Annotated in this window: 16 protein-coding genes; 14 read left to right on the top strand and 2 right to left on the bottom strand. The window is 49.7% G+C overall.

From position 1 onward, the window contains the following. Positions 1-15: 15 nt before the first annotated feature. From neuC to PG062_RS03175, 6 genes are all read left to right on the top strand, one after another. Entirely contained in the window at positions 16-1,206 is a 1,191-nt protein-coding gene (gene neuC, locus PG062_RS03150; RefSeq protein ID WP_270751090.1) for a UDP-N-acetylglucosamine 2-epimerase, read from the top strand. Beyond that, on the top strand, positions 1,203-2,171 hold the full coding sequence (locus PG062_RS03155) for a Gfo/Idh/MocA family protein (protein WP_114000622.1): 969 nt from the start codon (positions 1,203-1,205) through the stop codon (positions 2,169-2,171). The genes neuC and PG062_RS03155 overlap by 4 nt, the downstream gene beginning before the upstream one ends. A 435-nt stretch (positions 2,172-2,606) precedes the next feature. Then, complete coding sequence (locus tag PG062_RS03160) at positions 2,607-3,557, top strand: Gfo/Idh/MocA family oxidoreductase (protein ID WP_270751092.1); 951 nt, start codon at positions 2,607-2,609, stop codon at positions 3,555-3,557. Further along, positions 3,554-4,315, top strand: coding sequence for an acylneuraminate cytidylyltransferase family protein (locus PG062_RS03165; RefSeq protein ID WP_114000619.1), 762 nt, complete (start codon positions 3,554-3,556; stop codon positions 4,313-4,315). The genes PG062_RS03160 and PG062_RS03165 overlap by 4 nt, the downstream gene beginning before the upstream one ends. Beyond that, positions 4,308-5,066 carry a threonine/serine exporter family protein gene (locus PG062_RS03170; protein WP_158538890.1) on the top strand — a complete coding sequence of 253 codons (759 nt, stop codon included), beginning with the start codon at positions 4,308-4,310 and terminating at the stop codon, positions 5,064-5,066. The genes PG062_RS03165 and PG062_RS03170 overlap by 8 nt, the downstream gene beginning before the upstream one ends. Beyond that, positions 5,060-5,530, top strand: a complete 471-nt coding sequence (locus tag PG062_RS03175) for a threonine/serine exporter family protein (protein ID WP_270751095.1) — start codon at positions 5,060-5,062, stop codon at positions 5,528-5,530. The genes PG062_RS03170 and PG062_RS03175 overlap by 7 nt, the downstream gene beginning before the upstream one ends. Before the next feature lie 374 nt (positions 5,531-5,904). Here the strand turns inward: PG062_RS03175 and PG062_RS03180 are convergent, their stop codons facing one another. Beyond that, positions 5,905-7,773: a recombinase family protein gene (locus tag PG062_RS03180; protein ID WP_270751097.1), complete on the bottom strand. Its 1,869-nt coding sequence runs from the start codon at positions 7,771-7,773 to the stop codon at positions 5,905-5,907. 288 nt (positions 7,774-8,061) lie between these two features. Between PG062_RS03180 and PG062_RS03185 the strand changes: the two genes are divergently transcribed. The 4 genes from PG062_RS03185 (at position 8,062) to PG062_RS03200 (ending at position 12,597) form a co-directional block, all read left to right on the top strand. Beyond that, positions 8,062-9,354 carry a hypothetical protein gene (locus PG062_RS03185; protein ID WP_177713576.1) on the top strand — a complete coding sequence of 431 codons (1,293 nt, stop codon included), beginning with the start codon at positions 8,062-8,064 and terminating at the stop codon, positions 9,352-9,354. A 416-nt stretch (positions 9,355-9,770) separates the two neighbouring features. Continuing rightward, positions 9,771-10,409: a DUF6100 family protein gene (locus PG062_RS03190; RefSeq protein WP_177713575.1), complete on the top strand. Its 639-nt coding sequence runs from the start codon at positions 9,771-9,773 to the stop codon at positions 10,407-10,409. Between the two features lie 300 nt (positions 10,410-10,709). Then, positions 10,710-11,681, top strand: coding sequence for a hypothetical protein (locus PG062_RS03195; RefSeq protein WP_270751100.1), 972 nt, complete (start codon positions 10,710-10,712; stop codon positions 11,679-11,681). Between the two features lie 64 nt (positions 11,682-11,745). Continuing rightward, positions 11,746-12,597, top strand: a complete 852-nt coding sequence (locus PG062_RS03200; RefSeq protein WP_177713573.1) for a DUF6017 domain-containing protein — start codon at positions 11,746-11,748, stop codon at positions 12,595-12,597. A gap of 12 nt (positions 12,598-12,609) precedes the next feature. Here the strand turns inward: PG062_RS03200 and PG062_RS03205 are convergent, their stop codons facing one another. Next, entirely contained in the window at positions 12,610-12,966 is a 357-nt protein-coding gene (locus PG062_RS03205; protein ID WP_177713572.1) for a helix-turn-helix transcriptional regulator, read from the bottom strand. A gap of 143 nt (positions 12,967-13,109) precedes the next feature. Here PG062_RS03205 and PG062_RS03210 point away from each other — a divergent pair, with 143 nt between their 5' ends. The 4 genes from PG062_RS03210 (at position 13,110) to PG062_RS03225 (ending at position 17,684) form a co-directional block, all read left to right on the top strand. Further along, positions 13,110-13,772 (top strand): response regulator transcription factor, encoded by a 663-nt coding sequence (locus PG062_RS03210; RefSeq protein WP_097784655.1) that lies wholly within the window; start codon positions 13,110-13,112, stop codon positions 13,770-13,772. Continuing rightward, positions 13,769-14,785, top strand: coding sequence for a sensor histidine kinase (locus PG062_RS03215; protein ID WP_270751103.1), 1,017 nt, complete (start codon positions 13,769-13,771; stop codon positions 14,783-14,785). The genes PG062_RS03210 and PG062_RS03215 overlap by 4 nt, the downstream gene beginning before the upstream one ends. Before the next feature lie 126 nt (positions 14,786-14,911). Continuing rightward, complete coding sequence (locus PG062_RS03220) at positions 14,912-15,682, top strand: ABC transporter ATP-binding protein (protein WP_270751104.1); 771 nt, start codon at positions 14,912-14,914, stop codon at positions 15,680-15,682. Next, positions 15,669-17,684 carry an FtsX-like permease family protein gene (locus PG062_RS03225; protein WP_270751105.1) on the top strand — a complete coding sequence of 672 codons (2,016 nt, stop codon included), beginning with the start codon at positions 15,669-15,671 and terminating at the stop codon, positions 17,682-17,684. The genes PG062_RS03220 and PG062_RS03225 overlap by 14 nt, the downstream gene beginning before the upstream one ends. Positions 17,685-17,738: the final 54 nt, after the last annotated feature.

Below are 17,738 nucleotides of genomic sequence, written 5' to 3' on the forward strand. Positions count from 1 at the left end.
TAACTTCTAACTATTATGAAAAACATCACCATCATCACCTCCACCCGTGCGGAATATGGGCTGCTGCGGCCGGTTATCCAAAAGGTTGCGGCGGCACAGGACCTGCAATTACAGCTGGTTGTTACCGGGGCACATCTCTGTGCCCGGTTTGGCAATACGGTGCAGGAAATTGAGGCTGACGGCCTGCCCATTGCGGCCCGCCTGCCGATTTTTGAAGAAGAGAACCCCAACGAACCGGTGGCCCTTACCATTGCACGTACCATCACGGTATTTGACGGCTATTTTGCCGCCCACCGCCCGGATGCGGTGCTGCTTCTGGGCGACCGCTTTGAAATTTTTGCGGTGGCTACAGCGGCTGCGGCACGGCATATCCCCATTGCGCATATTTCCGGCGGGGATGTAACCCTTGGTGCGGCGGATGAATACTACCGCCACTGCATCACCAAAATGGCGGCGCTGCACTTCCCCAGCTGTGCCGAAAGCGCGGCCCGGCTGGTGCGCATGGGCGAAGCCCCCGAAACCGTGTTCTGCGTGGGCGGCCTGGGCGATGAAAACATCCGCACCCTGCCCAAAATGACGCGGCAGGAATTGTGCGCTTCCACCGGCTTTGACCTGATGCAGCCTTTTGCCATCGTGACCTACCACCCTGAAACTTCCGCCGCGGCGGGCGATCCTGCCGCGCAGGCGGATGCCCTGTGCGCCGCAATGGAAGCGGTTCCCGGCGTGTTCTGGCTGATCACCGGTTCCAACGCGGATACCGGCGGCGCTGTGTGCACCGCCAAATTGCAGGCGTTTGCCGCCGCCCACCCGCAGCGTGCCGGGTTCATCAACAGCCTGGGGCTCAAGCGGTATCTTTCCGCCATGCAGTGCGCTGCGCTGGTGGTGGGCAATTCCAGTTCCGGCGTGGTGGAAACGCCCACGTTCGGTGTGCCGACCGTCAACATCGGCAGCCGCCAAGCCGGGCGCATCATCTGCCAGAACGTGCTGTGCTGTGCTGCCGCTGCCCCCGCAATCGAGGCCGCCATGCGCCGTGCCCTGACCCCGGAATTTTCCGCCGTGGCCCACGCCGCACAAAGCCCCTATAACGGCGGCGATACCAGCGGCAAGATCTGCCGGGTTCTGGCCCAATTTGACTTTGCCAAACCCAAAACGTTTTATGACGGCCCCGTGCCGGAATTTAACCCCAAAAGGAGCATTTCCCTATGAAAATTCTGATCGTTGGTCTGGGCAGCATGGGCAAGCGCCGTGCCCGCCTGACCAAAGGCATTGATTCCAGCATCCGCATTGCGGGTGTCGATACGGCGGAATCCCGCCGGGCGGAAGCCACCGACCTTGGCCTGATCGACGCCGCTTACCCCAGCATCGCTGAAGCCGTTGCCGCCGAAGCCCCGGACGCTGCCCTTGTTTGCACCGCTCCCCTGACCCACGCGGCCATCATCAGCGAGCTGCTGGACAACAGCCTGCCGGTATTTACCGAGCTGAATCTGGTTGCTGACGGCTATGAGGAAAACATGGCAAAAGCGAAAGAAAAAGGCGTGCTGCTGTTTCTTTCTTCCACCATGCTTTACCGGCGCGAAACCCAGTACATCAAGCAGCAGGTGGCTGCATTCGGCAAGCCGGTGCATTATATTTACCATATTGGCCAGTACCTGCCGGATTGGCACCCGTGGGAAAACTACAAAAACTTTTTTGTGGGCAACGCCCGCACCGGCGGCGTGCGCGAGATTTTTGGCATTGACCTGCCCTGGCTGCTGGATGCCTTTGGCGATGTGACCCATGTGACCGTGCAGGAGGACAGCATCAGCGACCTTGGGCTGCCCTATCCTGATTGCGTTACCCTGCTGCTGCGCCATGCTTCCGGCGCGCAGGGTGTGCTGGCAGCAGATGTGGTAAGCCCCAAGGCGGTGCGCAACTTTGAATGCTTTGGCGATGGTCTGCACCTGTTCTGGGAGGGCAACCCCAAAGCGCTGTATGAGTTCAAGAACGGTGACAAACAATTTGTGGACACCTACACCAGCTTTGAGCATGACAACCGCTACAGCGACAACATTGTAGAGAACGCCTATGTGGATGAGCTGACCAACTTTTTTGCCTGCCTGCGCGGCGAAGAAACGTCCCGCTGGAGCTTTGAAAAAGATTTGGCCGCCATCCGCATTATGGATAAAACCTGAAAATCAGTTAGGAGGTAGGAGATAGAAGTTAGGGCAACACCGCACAATTCCCGCCTTACGGCTTAAGCACCGCTTCGGCGGCTGCGGCACGGCATCTGCGTTGCCAAAATGCTCGATAATGTCGGGTTGCGGTACCCGCATCGTGCTTCGGGGGCAAAAGCCCCTCGCACTCTGCGACCGCTGCCCCTGCTTCGGTTCGCTGTTTCCGCCACTGGCGGCGCTCACCTTTGCAGCATCCAGTATTATCTGCGCTTTTGGCTTAGCATCTGCCGCACCTCGCTCGCCGTATCGGCACTTAGAATTATGCGGTATTGCCTTAGGAGTTGAATGTGCGGCTTGCGCCGCGATTTTGAAATAAGGCAAAACCTGATATTCAAAATATGCGCGGATGCGCACACCAATAACTCCTACCGCCTAACTTAAAAGGGGGTCACCATGCTTACTGCCCTGTTTATCGGTCTGGGGTCCATCGGGACCCGGCATTTGAAAAATCTGACGGCGATCTGCGCACAGCGCGGGCTGGCGCTGCGGGCGGATGCGCTGCGCAGTGATTTAGCCCGCCCGCTGCGCCCCGGCGCGGCAGAACTGCTGCACAGCCAGTTCACCGCCTTGCAGGATTCCGCCGCCTTGCCGCACTACGATTTGGCGTTTATCACCAACCCCACCAGCCTGCACGCGCAGGCATTGGAGGAAATTCGCGGCCTGGCAGACGCGCTGTTTATCGAAAAGCCCATTGTTTCCGCCGAGCAGACGGATGTAGACCTTGCCACCCTGCTGCCCGCCGGGCAGAAAGCCTATGTGGCTGCACCCATGCGCTGGTGCGGCACCATGCTGGCGCTGAAAAATCACCTGCCCGGCCTGCGCCCCTACAGTGCGCGGGTGATCTGTTCCTCCTACCTGCCGGACTGGCGGCCGGGGGTGGATTACCGCACGGTGTACAGTGCCCACAAGGCCCTGGGCGGCGGCGTGACCATCGACCTGATCCATGAATGGGATTACCTGGTCGATCTCTTCGGCGTGCCGGAAACAATTTGTAATATACGCGGAAAATATTCCGATTTGGAAATCGATTCTGACGACCTTTCCATCTATATTGCCCAATATCCCACCCTGCTGGCGGAAGTGCACCTGGATTACTTTGGCCGCACCTACCGCCGCTCCATTGAGCTGTTCTGCAAGGATGGCAGCTGCGTGGCGGATTTTGGCGCCGGAACGCTGACCCTGCCCAACGGTGCGGTGGAACACTATGAGGAGGACGTCAACGAGCGCTACCTGCGCGAGATGAATTATTTCCTTGACTATGCCGCCGGGGAGGAAACCGAGAGCCTGAACCCGCCCGCCACGGCACTGCAAGTATTAAAACTGACATTGGGGGAACAACAATGAACCGTCTGTTGATCACCATCTGCGGCCGTGCAGGCAGCAAGGGCTTTAAGAACAAAAACCTCAAAACCTTCTGCGGGCACCCGCTGGTGTATTATTCGCTCAGCGCCGCCGAGCTTTTTATCAAAAAGCATCCCGAACTGCACATTGACATTGCCCTAAACACCGACAGCCCGGAGCTGGCCGAATTGGTTGCCGCCAAGTACCCGGAAGTCATCTTCCTGCCGCGCGGCGAGGAACTGGGCGGCGACCGCGTGCCCAAGATGGCTGTCTATCAGGACAGTCTGCACCGCATGGAGGAACGCACCGGCCAGCCGTATGACTGGTACATGGACCTGGACATCACCAGCCCCCTGCGCACCGAATCGGACATCGAAAACGCCTTCGCCAAAAAACAGAGCCGCGATGATCTGGATCTGGTGTTCAGCGTGTGCGAAGCCCGCCGCAATCCCTGGTTCAATATGGTCAAAACTGTGGACGACCATGTTGAACAGGTCTGCAAGAGTGAGTTCACCGGCCGCCAGCAGGCTCCGGATGTGTATGATGTAAACGCTTCCATCTATGTCTTCAAGCGGGATTTCCTCGCCACCAACACGGACGGCATGCTGTGGCGCGGCAAGATTGGCATCAGCGTGATGATGGATACCGGCATTATTGATATCGACTCGGAGCACGACTACCTGTTGATGGAAGCCATTGCCCAGCACCTGTATGCCCATTACCCGGAGTTTGCCGCTGTGCAGGAGAACATTCGTGACTGACCTGGCGTTCAATCTGATCATGGACTGCGGCCAAGCTATGCTGGCCAATGGCGGCGAGGTGTTCCGCGCGCAGGACACCATGGAGATCATGGCCCGCAGCTTCGGCATTGTGGATTTCCATGTTTATGTGCTGACCAACGGCATTTTTGCTTCCGCCCAAAACGGAACGGTCAGCGCTGTGCGGCATGTTCCGGTGGTTTCCACCAACCTGGGCCATGTGGAGGCCATCAACGCCATTTCCCGCCGTGTGGCGGATGGCGAACTGGACCTGAACAGCGCCCAGCTGGAATTTGAGCGGATGAAGCGGATGCCCACCCTCTCCCCACTGTACAACTGTGCAGCAGGCACCATGGGGGCCGGCTGCTTTGCCATGCTGTTTGGCGGCGGCCTGCCGGAAATGCTGGTGGGTGCGCTGGGCGGGCTGCTGGCCTCCGCCAGTTCCTGCGCGCTCAGCAAGCACCATATCAGCCGCATTTTTCGCGATATGCTTTCCGCCATTGCCGGCACGCTGACCGCTTTGATTGCCCAGCTGGTCTACCCGGCCCTGCAGGTCAACTTTGCCATCATCGGCGCGCTGATGGTGCTGACCCCCGGCGTTGCCTTAACTATGGGCATCCGTGATATCATCAACAGCGATTATCTTTCCGGCACTATCCGGCTTGTGGATGCCCTGCTGGTTGCGGGATGCCTGGCTGTCGGCGTCACTCTGGGGTATACCTTATTAAGCACAGTAACGGGGGTGGTATGGTGAGTGCTGCTCCTGTCTGGTTTACCATGCTGGTTCAGTTTGTGGTTGCCATGGTTGCAACCATCTCGTTCGGCATCACCTTTCAGGTGGGCCGCCGCCATTACTGGACCTGCGGTTTTGTGGGGGCCGTTGGCTGGACGATCTACATTGCCTGCACTGCCCTTGGCGGTATGACCGCCCCCATGGCCACACTGATTGCCACACTGCCGCTGGCCGCGCTTTCCCGCTTTTTTGCCATCCGGCACAAGGCCCCCATCACGGTATTTCTGCTGACCGGCATTTTTCCCCTGGTGCCCGGCGCGGGCATTTATTACACGGCTTACTATTTTTTGCGCAACGACCGCGCCCTGTGCACCAGCAAAGGCATTGAAACCTTAAAAGTTGCCGTTGCCCTGGCCCTTGGCATTGCCATCGTATGCTCCATCCCCCTGCCCAAGCGCCACGCCGCCAGCAGGCAGGCAAAATAAAAAATATGAAGCCCGGTGCTTCTTTGATATGCTCCCCCTAGGGCAATACCGCATAATTCTAAGTGCCGATACGGCGAGCGAGGTGCGGCAGATGCCAAGCCAAAAGCGCAGATAATACTGGATGCTGCAAAGGTAAGCGCCGCCAGTGGCGGAAACAGCGAACCGAAGCAGGGGCAGCGGTCGCAGAGTGCGGGGGGCTTTTGCCCACGAAGCACGATGCGGGTACCGCAACCCGACATTATCGAGCATTTTGGCAACGCAGATGCCGTGCCGCAGCTGCCGGAGCGGTGCTTAAGCCGCAAGGCGGGAATTGTGCGGTGTTGCCCTAGAGTAGACAGAGAAAAAACTCTGAAAGCTCTGGGGGTATTTTCATGTCAAGGATACAACCAAAAACACAGCGTTCCATTATCGCGCACAAAAGCACCTGCGCACCGTCTGGTTCGATTTCTCGCACGGGATACACGAAAAAACACTCCAGCATAAGCTGGAGTGTTTCTGATGACACACGCGGGAATCTCCCGCGGGCTAAAAAACAGTCCACTGGACTGTTTTTTGTGCGCTGCGGCGCACTGCCCTGTTCGATTCCTCGCACGGGATACACGAAAAAACACTCCAGCATAAGCTGGAGTGTTTCTGATGACACACGCGGGAATCTCCCGCGGGCTAAAAAACAGTCCACTGGACTGTTTTTTGTGCGCTGCGGCGCACTGCCCTGTTCGATTCCTCGCACGGGATACACGAAAAAACACTCCAGCATAAGCTGGAGTGTTTTTTGGTGACCCGCAGGTTTCAATATCCGAACCATTCTCTTTAGAAAGCGCGATGGGCTTGTCCCCATCGCGGAGGTTTAGATTTACAATTATTTTATCCTCAAAGACATATACTGTGTTTACGAAGCATTCAATTACTTGCCGCTGTACCTTGTGGTCACGCAAGTCGTGCCTCTTGAACGATTCCAACCACTGCACAACGTACTCTTTCGTCAGCTTCGGATGAGAGGTTTCTTCCTCAAAGATGCTGATTTGCAGTTCATCGCGCTGGGCTTCCAGCGCTGTCAGACGCTCTTTTGTTGTCTGGGTGATGATGCCCTCTTCTATCGCGGCGGCAATATTGTCAATTTTCTTATTGACCTTTTTTAGTTCCTCTTGCAACGCGGGCAGGTGCGTGTTTTCGCGCTTCTGGTTTTCTACAAGGGCATCTGCCAGCATCGCAATTACACGGTCTTGCAACACATATCCCAGCGCCTGCTTGACTACAAAGGATTCAATCAATTCTTTGCGGAATGCTTTCATGTGGCATCGTTCGCCCTCTTTGCGCTTGCGATGCCCACATTTATAATAGTAGTAGGTTGCCCCAGTATGGCTTGTGCCGCTGTCACCTACCATCAACGCACCACAGTTGCCGCATACCAACTTGCCTGTCAGGATGAAGTCTTCGTCGCTCTTCGATCTGGCAGGCGCTTTTTTGTTTGCTTTCATTCGAGCCTGTACCTTGTCAAATGTCTCTTGGTCGATAAGTGCCGGAAAAGCGTTTTCCGTGACTATATCCCTGTAGCGATACTCGCCCAGATAGCGGCGGTTCCGCAGCATATTTTGAAAACTACTCTTTACAAACTTTCTGCCATAGCCGGTCCGTATGCCACGAGCATTCATGTCCGCGCAAAGTTCCTTGATGGATTCTCCCCCGGCGTAGCGCTCGAACACTTCCCGAACAATAGGGCTCATCACTGGGTCAGGTTCGTAGTGGCGTTCCTCGTTGATGCGGTAGCCAAGCGGTACAGAGCCGCCATTAAACTTGCACTTTAGTGCATTGTCCGTATGCCCACGCGTCACTTTCTCCGCTAGTTCAGCCGAATAATACTCTGCCATGCCCTCCAACATACTTTCCAGCATGATGCCCTCCGGCGTGTTAGAGATTGGTTCTGTTGCGGAAATCACCTTGACATTGTTCTTGGAAAGTGCGCGTTTATAGTACGCAGAGTCAAAGCGGTTGCGGGAGAATCGGTCCAGCTTCCACACAAGGACAAATTGGAATCTGTGGGCATTGCTGTCCTGGATCATCTTCTGGAACTGCGGTCGCGCGTCTGTCTTGGCTGACAACGCACGGTCTATGTAACTGCCGATGATTTTCATGTCATTGCGTTTGGCATACGCCCTGCACTCGCGCAGCTGGCCCTCGATGGATTCTTCGCGCTGGTTGTCGCTGCTGTATCGGGCGTATATTACAACATTACTGCTTGGCATTTTTGCGCCTCCTCTCATGCCATTTTATTACTTTATACGCTTTGAATATGGAAATTCCAACAACAAAAAGTAAATTTTTTGTTGTTCATCTTATTCAATATTTGAATAAGATCAATATAATAACGATATAATCATCATACTTTCACCAGTTGATAAAGCAAACATCTTCATTTTTTTATCACAAGTACTAAATAAATGCAAAAATCACGGCGGCAAAATGTTGAAAAAGTGAAAACTATTGTGTATTATAGGTTTATAACACATCACTATTCTTATGGAGGCAACTATATGTTCACTATTGAAAATTTCATACATGGGATTGCTAATGTAACGAAATCTCTAAAAGCTTCAATTTGTGGTGATTCTCTTATTGTTAATAGAATTTGCTATGATTATGAAACCAGTAATGACTATGAAGAACTTTTTGCCCAAATTTCATTAGAACAAATTCAGCCAATCATAGAACTCCTTGCAGACAATTATATTTGCACAGATAAAATGCTCATAAAAAACGACTATATCGAAATAGCTGTACAATCACAAGATCGTAACAGGCCTACCGCTTTTATGAGACTTGATCGGGATTCTTTTGAAGTCACTGAACATAATTATCATTTCATTACATCGAAAGCCAGTCAGGAATACATTTTTGCCTTGCTTTGCTCGTTTCATAACACCCCAGATAAGTATGAGGTGAGCTCTATGCGATTGTTTCCAAAAGAAATTATTACAAATTTCGAGGATTTTTGTGATACTTTCCGTATATGTACTGTTAAGGTGACTTCTCCTCAAAATCATTCTATTACAGAATTCAAGCGTATATTTGATGCTTACCTTTTTAATATTGCTTACAACTTTAACGTTCCACTTGCTGTTTCTGACTTCACAGATATGCGCAAATTTCGCCGAATCCGCACTCGGCGCAATGGACAATTATTTCCATACAAACAATATAAACAAGACTTGACAAAATACTACCAACAGGCTCTTGCCACTAATCTTCCTTTTATGCAATATTTAGCATTTTACCATGTTGCAGAGTTCTTTTTTCAGTCGATTTCTGAAGATGAAGCTTTCCATGTGATTGCTAGTTTTATTACACGGCCTTCATTCTCACCATACAGATACGAGGACATCCATAATTTCTATAATGTAATTAAAAAGAAAATGCGAGATCAGCGTGATGACGGCGTTTGGAATGAACGAAATGGTTTACTTTTGTGCCTGAAACGGTACATACCTGATTTGTCTACACTTAAAGCTTCAATTGTTCGTATAGACAGTTCAGCCATCGACTATTACCGAACCACTTCTGTACCTTTTACAGATGACGGAAAATTGATTGATTTTGAAGATGAGTCCGAAAGAGTCTATTCTTCTATCCGTGATCGCATCTATGCAACACGTAACGCCGTTGTTCATAGTAAGTATGGCGAGCGGCTAAGATATGAGCCTTTTAAGCATGACAAGCATCTTGGAAAAGAAATTCCTCTAATGCGGGCAGTTGCAGAAGAAATCATCATTAGTTCTGCGGATCGTATTAATTATAGTTTTGTAGACCCTACACACTCCCTTCCATAAAGTTTCCTCCTGTGTGTTGTATGGTACTATTTAATTTCAACAGATATATTTGTTACGTCATCCTATTTTTCTTGCCACACAATATTCGCACAACATCCGCACAGCTTTTGTATCGACCCCGTAAATCTCATATGTTAGAATTAGTATGCACAAAATAGGGTTCTACCGTAGAGGTTGAACTTATCCAGAGTCGTGCCTGATTTTTTCAGGCGCGGCTCTTTTTGTTTGTGCAAAATTTTGACAGTGGGAGGTGTCCGCAGATGCTCGTAATACGTCCACCCTGACAGGGCGTTTACGCTATGCGCATTGTATCGCCCTAATACGCGCCTTATGCGTATTATTCGTCTCTCCGCTTTTGGAGAAGTAACTCACTGCGTAATGTGTACGTCATTTATACGTATAATCGGAGGTTCCTATTGAATACCGGCACTCTTTTAACACGCATCCGTTTGGAACAGCGCAGCCTGATCGACATAAACAAGAAGCTGTACGAGCTGGAACATCTGCTGCCCGCCCCCGCGCCGGAGCAATTTATTAAGACAGCCAAAAGTGCTGCTCTTTTGAGTGAGCGCAGTACCGCCCAGCTTCGCAATTTTCTGTTTACCGTTTGCGGCGGCATGCCGCAGGACTACTATCTGCAAGCCGCTGAGATGCAGGGTATCCGGCTCAATGTAGATGACGACATTCTGTCCGTTAGACTGCCCGCATTACTGCTCAAAAAGACCCGCACCGAAGGCTTCAAATTTTTGCAGCCCGCAATTCATGCAGCATTAAAGCAGTATGCCGAACAACAAAATCTTCCCCACTTCTGCGAATGTACCATCTGCATCGAACACATCTATGACAGATGCCTACCCATCAAAGCCGTGCGGGATTATGACAACCTAGAAATGAAAGAAGTTCTGGACATCATCGCGCTGTACTGTATGACCGATGACACCGGCGCTTTGTGCGACCAGTTCCAGACAACACGATTTGCGGATTCGTCCTGCACTATCATTTCCGTCATGCAAAAAGAGAAATTTTCTGCATGGCTGGACAAGAAAAATCCGTAAAAACTGACCTCCATTTCGTCAAAAAGTTCTTCAAAAAATCTCTACTTGCACATTTTGGCAGCTTTTCCGCGTCACAATCGTCTTTTAGGCATTCCAAGTGGAAACGCTGCACCGAGGATAATGTGCTTACGGTAGGAAAACGAGGTGATTCCTATTTCTTCACAGTCTCCAACTTTACCGTCCCATAACAGCCTCAATTATGAGCTGTTGTCGCTCACGGCCATATGCGGCGAGGTTCCTTGCGCCGGTTCTTCCCGCCTTACCGCGAGTGAAAGTTACCGCAAAAAAGTCGTCACGTCCTTGACGCATGACAAGCTCCTGCGCATCTTTTCCAGTCACCATCTTCGCGGCTATCGGCTCGGTGTTCGCACAAAACGGCTGTTATTGCAGCAAGAGCCTGAGCGCTTTGCATTCTACTTATCCGGATGCAGCGACACGAATGCCATCAAGTCGGAAGTTCCGCGCCGTATTCGGCTGCACCGTATCGCACAGACCTATGTAACGATGCTGAATGCAGGCACAATGATTTATCGTGATGAAAAGCCGCCGATTTTCTCCCCAGCCGCAAGTGGCCCGTTCCATATTGAACAACCTTACTTTTATGATTCCCGCGAAATGAAAGAAGCCGAACTCGAAATGCTGAAAATTCGTGGCTCACGAATGGCAGGCGCGTTGTTCACGTCCAACCGCGTTTTCGCCGTGTATAACAGCATGGAATTTCTGCCGGTCTTTGAGCCACAAGTCGAGATGCGTTCCAAAGTCATGCTGGAGCAAGTATGCCGCACAAAGATTTCTTTCAATCTAAAAGCAAGCGGACTTTTGCTGTCGGATAACATGGATATTCTTCACACCTTGTTAGCGCGTTCCCGGACTCGCAGCCTCGACCACTTCTTGCTTAATGACGGCTACGAACATTTTTACTTTTTGACGAATAATTCCTATGGAGAAACGCTCTTGCAGCTACTCTGCTGCCCAGAAATCACCATGCAGGTGAACGCTGCACTTCTGCAAGAATTTCAGCCGTCCCTGCCGAACAGCCGCCTCGAATGTGATGCTGTCGATGATTCAGGCGCGCCGATTTTGTTCTGCTATCTACCCGACATTCCCCGACTCTACCGATTCGTCTCTGCCTTGGACTTGCTGAATAGCACCGGCATCTTGGTTTGCTTCGATTTTCAGGCAGACGCGCTGCGGCCACTCTGCGGGGATAACATCGAATTGCAGATTATCGACTTCCAAAACTTCAAGGCTCGTTTCCTACCGTTCATTTAACACATAACACACAAAACGGCGGGCAGTCTCGTCGGCTGCCCGCCATCTTATATGAGGATTATAAATGCCTGTTTTTCGTGTAGAACGTACCAAAAACTTTACCGTTATGAGCAACCATCATCTGCGGGATAAGACTATCTCCTTGAAAGCCAAAGGGCTGCTCTCGCAAATGCTGTCACTTCCTAATGACTGGGATTATACGCTGCGCGGCCTTGCCGCCATCAACAAAGAAAGCATTGATGCCGTTCGCACTGCCGTTCACGAACTGGAGGCCGCCGGATATGTCGTCCGTTCCCGCATCCGTGACGAGCGTGGGCAGCTTCGCGGCTGCGATTATTTTGTCTACGAGTATCCACACATCGAGGATTCCGATGTTGAAAACTGTGATGATTTTTCTGTGTCGCCTGTACTGGAAACACCTGTGTCCGATTCTACTGCGCAGGAGAATCCCACACAATTAAATAAAGAAATACCAAATAAAGAGAAACAAAATACGGATCTAATCTTATCCGATACCGACGCTGTGCGGGAGCAGGTGCAGGGGAACCTAGAGCTTGATTTACTCTGCCGCAATATGCCCGAAGCCGCCCCAGTACTTAAAGAAATCAGCGAACTTATCGTGGAGGCGGTTCAAAATCAGAACTCGACACAGCGGTTTGGGATCAATATTTTTCCCGCAGACCTTGTGCGCAGCCGCCTGATGCAGCTGACAAGCGAGCATATCCGCTATGTACTCGAATCGCTGCAAACACATAGCACCTGTATACGAAACCCAAAGAAATACTTACTAGCTATGCTTTTCAATGCGCCGATTACGATGAGTAGCAAAACTATGCTGAATGTGCGACAATTTACCAATACGCCGATGCTGACATATCCTCGCGTCACCACACAAAGGCATAGTCAAACATCGTAATGTAGAGAGCCCTTAGGCCTCCTCCGTTTCACCTAATTGGATTGCCCCATCAATCGCTCCCTCAATAATTGACAGATATTGTTCCGGGCAAAGCCTTAGCTTCTGCCCTACTCTTTCGCGCAGCTTACTTTCCTGCCGCATAACAGTAGGATTAAAATAGCGCTCCATCGGCAGACCGCAGATTTTTACTAGCTGAATAATGACCGGCAGACTTGGAATCGTACCCTTATTTTCGATATTGGCAAGATACCGTGTGTCAACATTTACTTTTTCAGCTAAATCTTTTCGAGTAAGACGCTTCGCCTTTCGTGCCTCTTTTATATCTGCGCCAAAGGTTTCAAATCCCGGGCAGTCTTCAATTCTTGCCATTTTGCATCACCTGTTTACATTTTATAGTTCATGTGTCACAGGTTAAATGATGCAAAACGCTTTTTAATTAAACTTTATTGTTCATGCTTTACGCATTGTATTCTCTGGAAAATCGAAATATAATAGAATATGGAGGTGTGAGCATGAAAATCTTCATTATAGAAGATGAACCGGCAATCCGCGAGGAACTTGTTCAGCTTCTTCAAAAGTACGGCTACCAATGCGACAGCAGCGATGATTTTCACCACATTGTGCAAGCTGCTCTTTCATCAGGGGCTAACTTGATTCTCTTAGACATCAATCTGCCCTATCAGGATGGTTTCCAAGTATGCAGAGAAATCCGACAGAAATCCAATCTTCCTATCATTGTACTTACCAGCAGAAACAGCGATTTTGACGAGTTGATGAGCTTGAACATCGGTGCAGATGATTATATTGCAAAGCCGTACAATGCACAGATCCTTTTGGCGCGAATCCAAAAACTTCTGGCTCGGACCTATGAAGTACAGGACAACATCGTTCTCACGCACAAAGGCTTGACCTTAAATTTGCTCAAGGCGGAAATCAGCTATCAAGGGAACAAAAAATCACTTACCAAAAATGAACTTGGGATTTTGCGCCTGCTTATGGTGAACAAGGGCAACATTATTCCCCGTGACGCTATTATTGATGAACTCTGGCAGAGTGAACAATTTATAGACGAAAACACATTGAATGTCAACATCGTTCGGTTACGGAAAGCACTGACCGAAATCGGTCTGCCGGACTATCTGGAAACGAAACGTGGTTTAGGGTATTGCGTATGAAGTTATCCGAGTATCTGCTTGACCGTATCTTTTCCCTGATTTATATGCTGGTGGCTGCACTCGTGCTGCTTGCGCTCCTTTGGCTGATTGAAACACCTGCTGTGTTTATTCTGTTTGCCGAGGTGATTTTACTTGCAGCGTACAGTACAGCGCTGCTGTATGATTTTTTCCGCAAGCAGAGTTTTTATAATCTGCTTCAAAAAATGACAGAGCAGATGGACATAAAAACTCTTTTAGGCGAGTTACTGGTGCCGCCTCATTTTTTAGAGGGGCAGATTTTGGTGGACGTTCTGCGGTGTTGCAACAAATATCAGAACGACCAGCTTGCATGTGCAGAACAGGAGAACCGTGAATATCGGGAATACCTTGATTCATGGGTGCATGAAATCAAAACGCCTATCACCTCTGCCCGGCTGATCGTTGAAAATGAAAAGAATCCTACCACATTGCGAATTGACGATGAACTGCGGAAAATTGATGCTTATGTGGAGCAGGTGCTATATTACGCCCGCAGTACCGATGTGGAAAAGGACTTTAAGGTGGAGAAAACCACCTTGCAGGCATTGGTGTACGCTGCGCTAAAAACGTACTCAAAGCCGTTGATTCAGGCAGGTGGAAAGCCGGTTCTAAAGGAACTGGATATTCCCGTGGCCGCAGACAGCAAGAGCTGCACCTTTGTGATCGGACAGATTCTGTCCAACGCTATCAAGTATCGGAAAGATAATTTACAAGTTGAATTTTCAGCCAGAGCAGAGAAAAACACGGTATCTCTTTTCATTTCCGATAATGGCATTGGTATTTCTGCTGCTGACTTGCCGCGCGTGTTCGACAAAGGCTTTACCGGTGAAAACGGCCGCCGTTATTCCAAATCAACCGGCATTGGTTTGTACTTGAGCCAAAGGCTATGTCGAAAAATGAATATCTCACTTTCTATTTCCAGCGTTCCGGGACAGGGAACGACTGTGACGATGGTTTTTCCTACGGAAAGCTATTTGCAGGCGGCGGGGCTGTAAAGCCTCGCTTTTTTCAACCTTACACTTTAGTAATACAAATGTAATCCAATTTAATGGCATCGGAAAATTCCTTGTGGTAGAGTAAAAGCACAAAAGCAAAGCGCTTTTGAGAAAGGAGCCTGACCTATGGGCGATACGATCTTACGGGTGGATGACATCCAAAAATTTTACGGTAACAAAGGCAACCTGACAAAAGCCATCGACCACATTTCTTTTTCTGTTCGCAAAGGAGAATTTCTCGGCATCATGGGTGCTTCCGGCTCTGGCAAAACCACCTTGCTGAACTGCATTTCCACGATTGATACCGTCACCAGCGGTCATATCTATGTAGAAGAAAAGGACATCACGGCGCTTCACGGGGCACAGCTTGCAGACTTTCGAGGAAAAAAGCTGGGATTTATTTTTCAGAATTTCAATCTTCTGGACACCTTGACCGCCTATGAAAATATCTCTCTGGCCCTTTCCATCGCAGGCACTAAACCCAGTGAAATAGAGCAGCGTATTCCACAGATTGCCCAAGCGCTGAACATTCAGGATGTATTGGGTAAATATCCCTATCAGATGTCTGGCGGTCAGCAGCAGAGAGTAGCTGCTGCAAGAGCGATGGTGACAAATCCCGCCATCGTACTGGCAGATGAGCCGACCGGCGCACTGGATTCCAATTCTTCCCGAATGTTGTTGACAATGTTGACTGAATTGAACGAGCGGCTTTCAGCAACGATTCTCATGGTAACACATGACGCTTTTTCTGCCAGCTATTGCAATCGCATTTTGTTTATCAAAGATGGGCAGGTGTTCAACGAACTGCATCGTGGGACGGATACGCGCAAAGAATTTTTTACAAAAATTCTGGAAGTAGTTTCCGTCTTGGGAGGTGAACAGAGTGAACACATGTAAGCTGATTTTCCGAAATGTGTGCAAGAACATTCGTGACTATCTGATTTATTTTCTTACCTTGACGCTTTCGGTCAGTTTGTTCTATGCGTTCAATTCCATTTCTGACCAGCCGGCTTTTTCCAATATGGGCATGACCGGCACGCTCTTATATCGTCAGCTCGGCATTATGCTTTCTACGCTTTCCACTATGATTGCGGTTGTTCTGGCTTTTCTGATTCTTTATGCCAATCAGTTTTTATTGAAACGTCGCAAAAAGGAATTAGGCGTGTATATGATGCTCGGCATGAAAAAAGGGCGTATTTCCCGGTTGTTTGCAGGCGAAACGCTTTGTGTTGGCATCATTGCGCTGGGCACAGGATTGCTTTTGGGCTTTTTCTTTTCGCAAGGGTTTTCTTTGATTGCATTGCGGCTTTTTGCAATCAATCTTGAAAAGTTTCGGATCGTGTTTTCAGCCGGAGCGCTTCGCCAGACCGTGTTGTGTTTCACAATCATCTTTTTTATCGTCATGCTTTTCAATATTCGGTCTGTCACCAATGTTAAATTGATTGACCTATTGACGGACGGCAGAAAAAACGAAAGTATGCAGAATGAAAACCGCATCTTGCCGGTTTGTCTGTTCCTGCTCTCGCTGCTTTGCATCGGAATTTCTGCCGCGCTGTTCAACAAAAACGGGGTTCTGCCATCGCATGAAAATAATCTGTTCCAGTTGGCAGCGGCGGCATTGGTCGCGGGAACTTTTCTGCTGTTCTACTCGCTGTCAGCCGTTTTCATGCAAGTAGCAAGTGCGAGGAAATGCTTTTACCTGAAAGGTCTGAATACGTTCCTTGTCCGTCAGATTGGCAGTAAAATCCGAACCAATTATCTTGTGGTAACGGTTGTATGCGGATTGCTGACCATCACGATCTGCGCCGTGTCGATTGGCGCGAGCACAGCGCTTGCTATGAACAAAATGTCTCAATCTGCAACGCCCTATGATTTGAACGTGCTTTCCAATGTTTCTGTTGATGGGGACAGCGATATTGCTGCCTATCTCGCTGCACACGATATTACCATAAGCAACTACGCCAAAGCTACAGAGCAAATCAGTGTTTACGAGGCCGATATGACCTACTCTGAACTATTTGAAGGACAAAAAGTCAAATTTTGGCCAATTGATGAAAAAGTTCCTGACAGCAAGGTTTCCGTAATCTCCATTTCGGACTTGAATCGTGCCTTAGCCATGCAGAACAAAGCACCCATCACGCTGAACGATGGCCAATACCTGTTGAACTGCAACTACAATGGAACGTATCGGTATATTGCTGCTGCATTGCAGAGCCACCCGGAAATCACGGTTGGTGGGGTGACTTTACAGCGTGCAGAAGATAAAGTGTTGCAGGAAACATACATTATGACGTCGGTTGGCAACAATGACCGCGGCACCTTGATTGTTCCCGATTCCGTCACCGCATCACTTGAAAAAGATGTAAATGCGCTTTTGGTGCAATATGAGCCGAATGCAGATTCCAATGAAATTTTGCAAAAGATGATTCCGATTGGATTGGATAGTACACACGGCTATCGGTATGCCGAAAAGAACATGATGTATGAGACGTTCTACGGCCTTGATGCCTTGGTGAGCTTCCTTTGCTGCTATATCGGGTTGGTCTTTTTGCTGATTTGCGCCGCACTTCTAGCGTTAAAACAGCTTACCGAAACGACCGACAATGTGTATCGTTATGGCTTGCTGCAAAAGCTGGGTGCAGGCCGCAGGCAAATCGATCATACGCTTTTTGTGCAGACAGTCGTGTTCTTCGCCATTCCGCTAGTCGTCGCTGGCGTGTATTCTGCTTTCCTGATTGGCAAAGCAATGGCTGTGGTGGAAGAATTTATGAACATCCATATCGCAACCAACATCGGACTGACAATCGTTCTTTTTCTGCTTGTCTACGGAAGTTATTTCCTTGCAACGTATCTTTCCTGTAAACGTATTGTCACAGAACAGCGAGAATTGGAGGTCTAAACTATGTTGCCCGAAAATGTAAACTGGAATGCCGTATTGCAAAGCATCACCGAC

Origin of the sequence: Gemmiger qucibialis, from assembly GCF_027689445.1 — a bacterium.
GTDB classification, from domain to species: Bacteria; Bacillota; Clostridia; order Oscillospirales; family Ruminococcaceae; genus Gemmiger; species Gemmiger qucibialis.

What these genes read in the sequence shown, in the direction of transcription:
- PG062_RS03220 (WP_270751104.1), top strand. Translation starts at nt 14,912, where the DNA reads ATGGGCGATACGATCTTACGGGTGGATGACATCCAAAAATTTTACGGT.
- PG062_RS03180 (WP_270751097.1), bottom strand. Translation starts at nt 7,773, where the DNA reads ATGCCAAGCAGTAATGTTGTAATATACGCCCGATACAGCAGCGACAAC.
- PG062_RS03165 (WP_114000619.1), top strand. Translation starts at nt 3,554, where the DNA reads ATGAACCGTCTGTTGATCACCATCTGCGGCCGTGCAGGCAGCAAGGGC.
- PG062_RS03215 (WP_270751103.1), top strand. Translation starts at nt 13,769, where the DNA reads ATGAAGTTATCCGAGTATCTGCTTGACCGTATCTTTTCCCTGATTTAT.
- PG062_RS03175 (WP_270751095.1), top strand. Translation starts at nt 5,060, where the DNA reads ATGGTGAGTGCTGCTCCTGTCTGGTTTACCATGCTGGTTCAGTTTGTG.
- PG062_RS03205 (WP_177713572.1), bottom strand. Translation starts at nt 12,966, where the DNA reads ATGGCAAGAATTGAAGACTGCCCGGGATTTGAAACCTTTGGCGCAGAT.
- PG062_RS03210 (WP_097784655.1), top strand. Translation starts at nt 13,110, where the DNA reads ATGAAAATCTTCATTATAGAAGATGAACCGGCAATCCGCGAGGAACTT.
- PG062_RS03160 (WP_270751092.1), top strand. Translation starts at nt 2,607, where the DNA reads ATGCTTACTGCCCTGTTTATCGGTCTGGGGTCCATCGGGACCCGGCAT.
- neuC (WP_270751090.1), top strand. Translation starts at nt 16, where the DNA reads ATGAAAAACATCACCATCATCACCTCCACCCGTGCGGAATATGGGCTG.
- PG062_RS03185 (WP_177713576.1), top strand. Translation starts at nt 8,062, where the DNA reads ATGTTCACTATTGAAAATTTCATACATGGGATTGCTAATGTAACGAAA.
- PG062_RS03200 (WP_177713573.1), top strand. Translation starts at nt 11,746, where the DNA reads ATGCCTGTTTTTCGTGTAGAACGTACCAAAAACTTTACCGTTATGAGC.
- PG062_RS03155 (WP_114000622.1), top strand. Translation starts at nt 1,203, where the DNA reads ATGAAAATTCTGATCGTTGGTCTGGGCAGCATGGGCAAGCGCCGTGCC.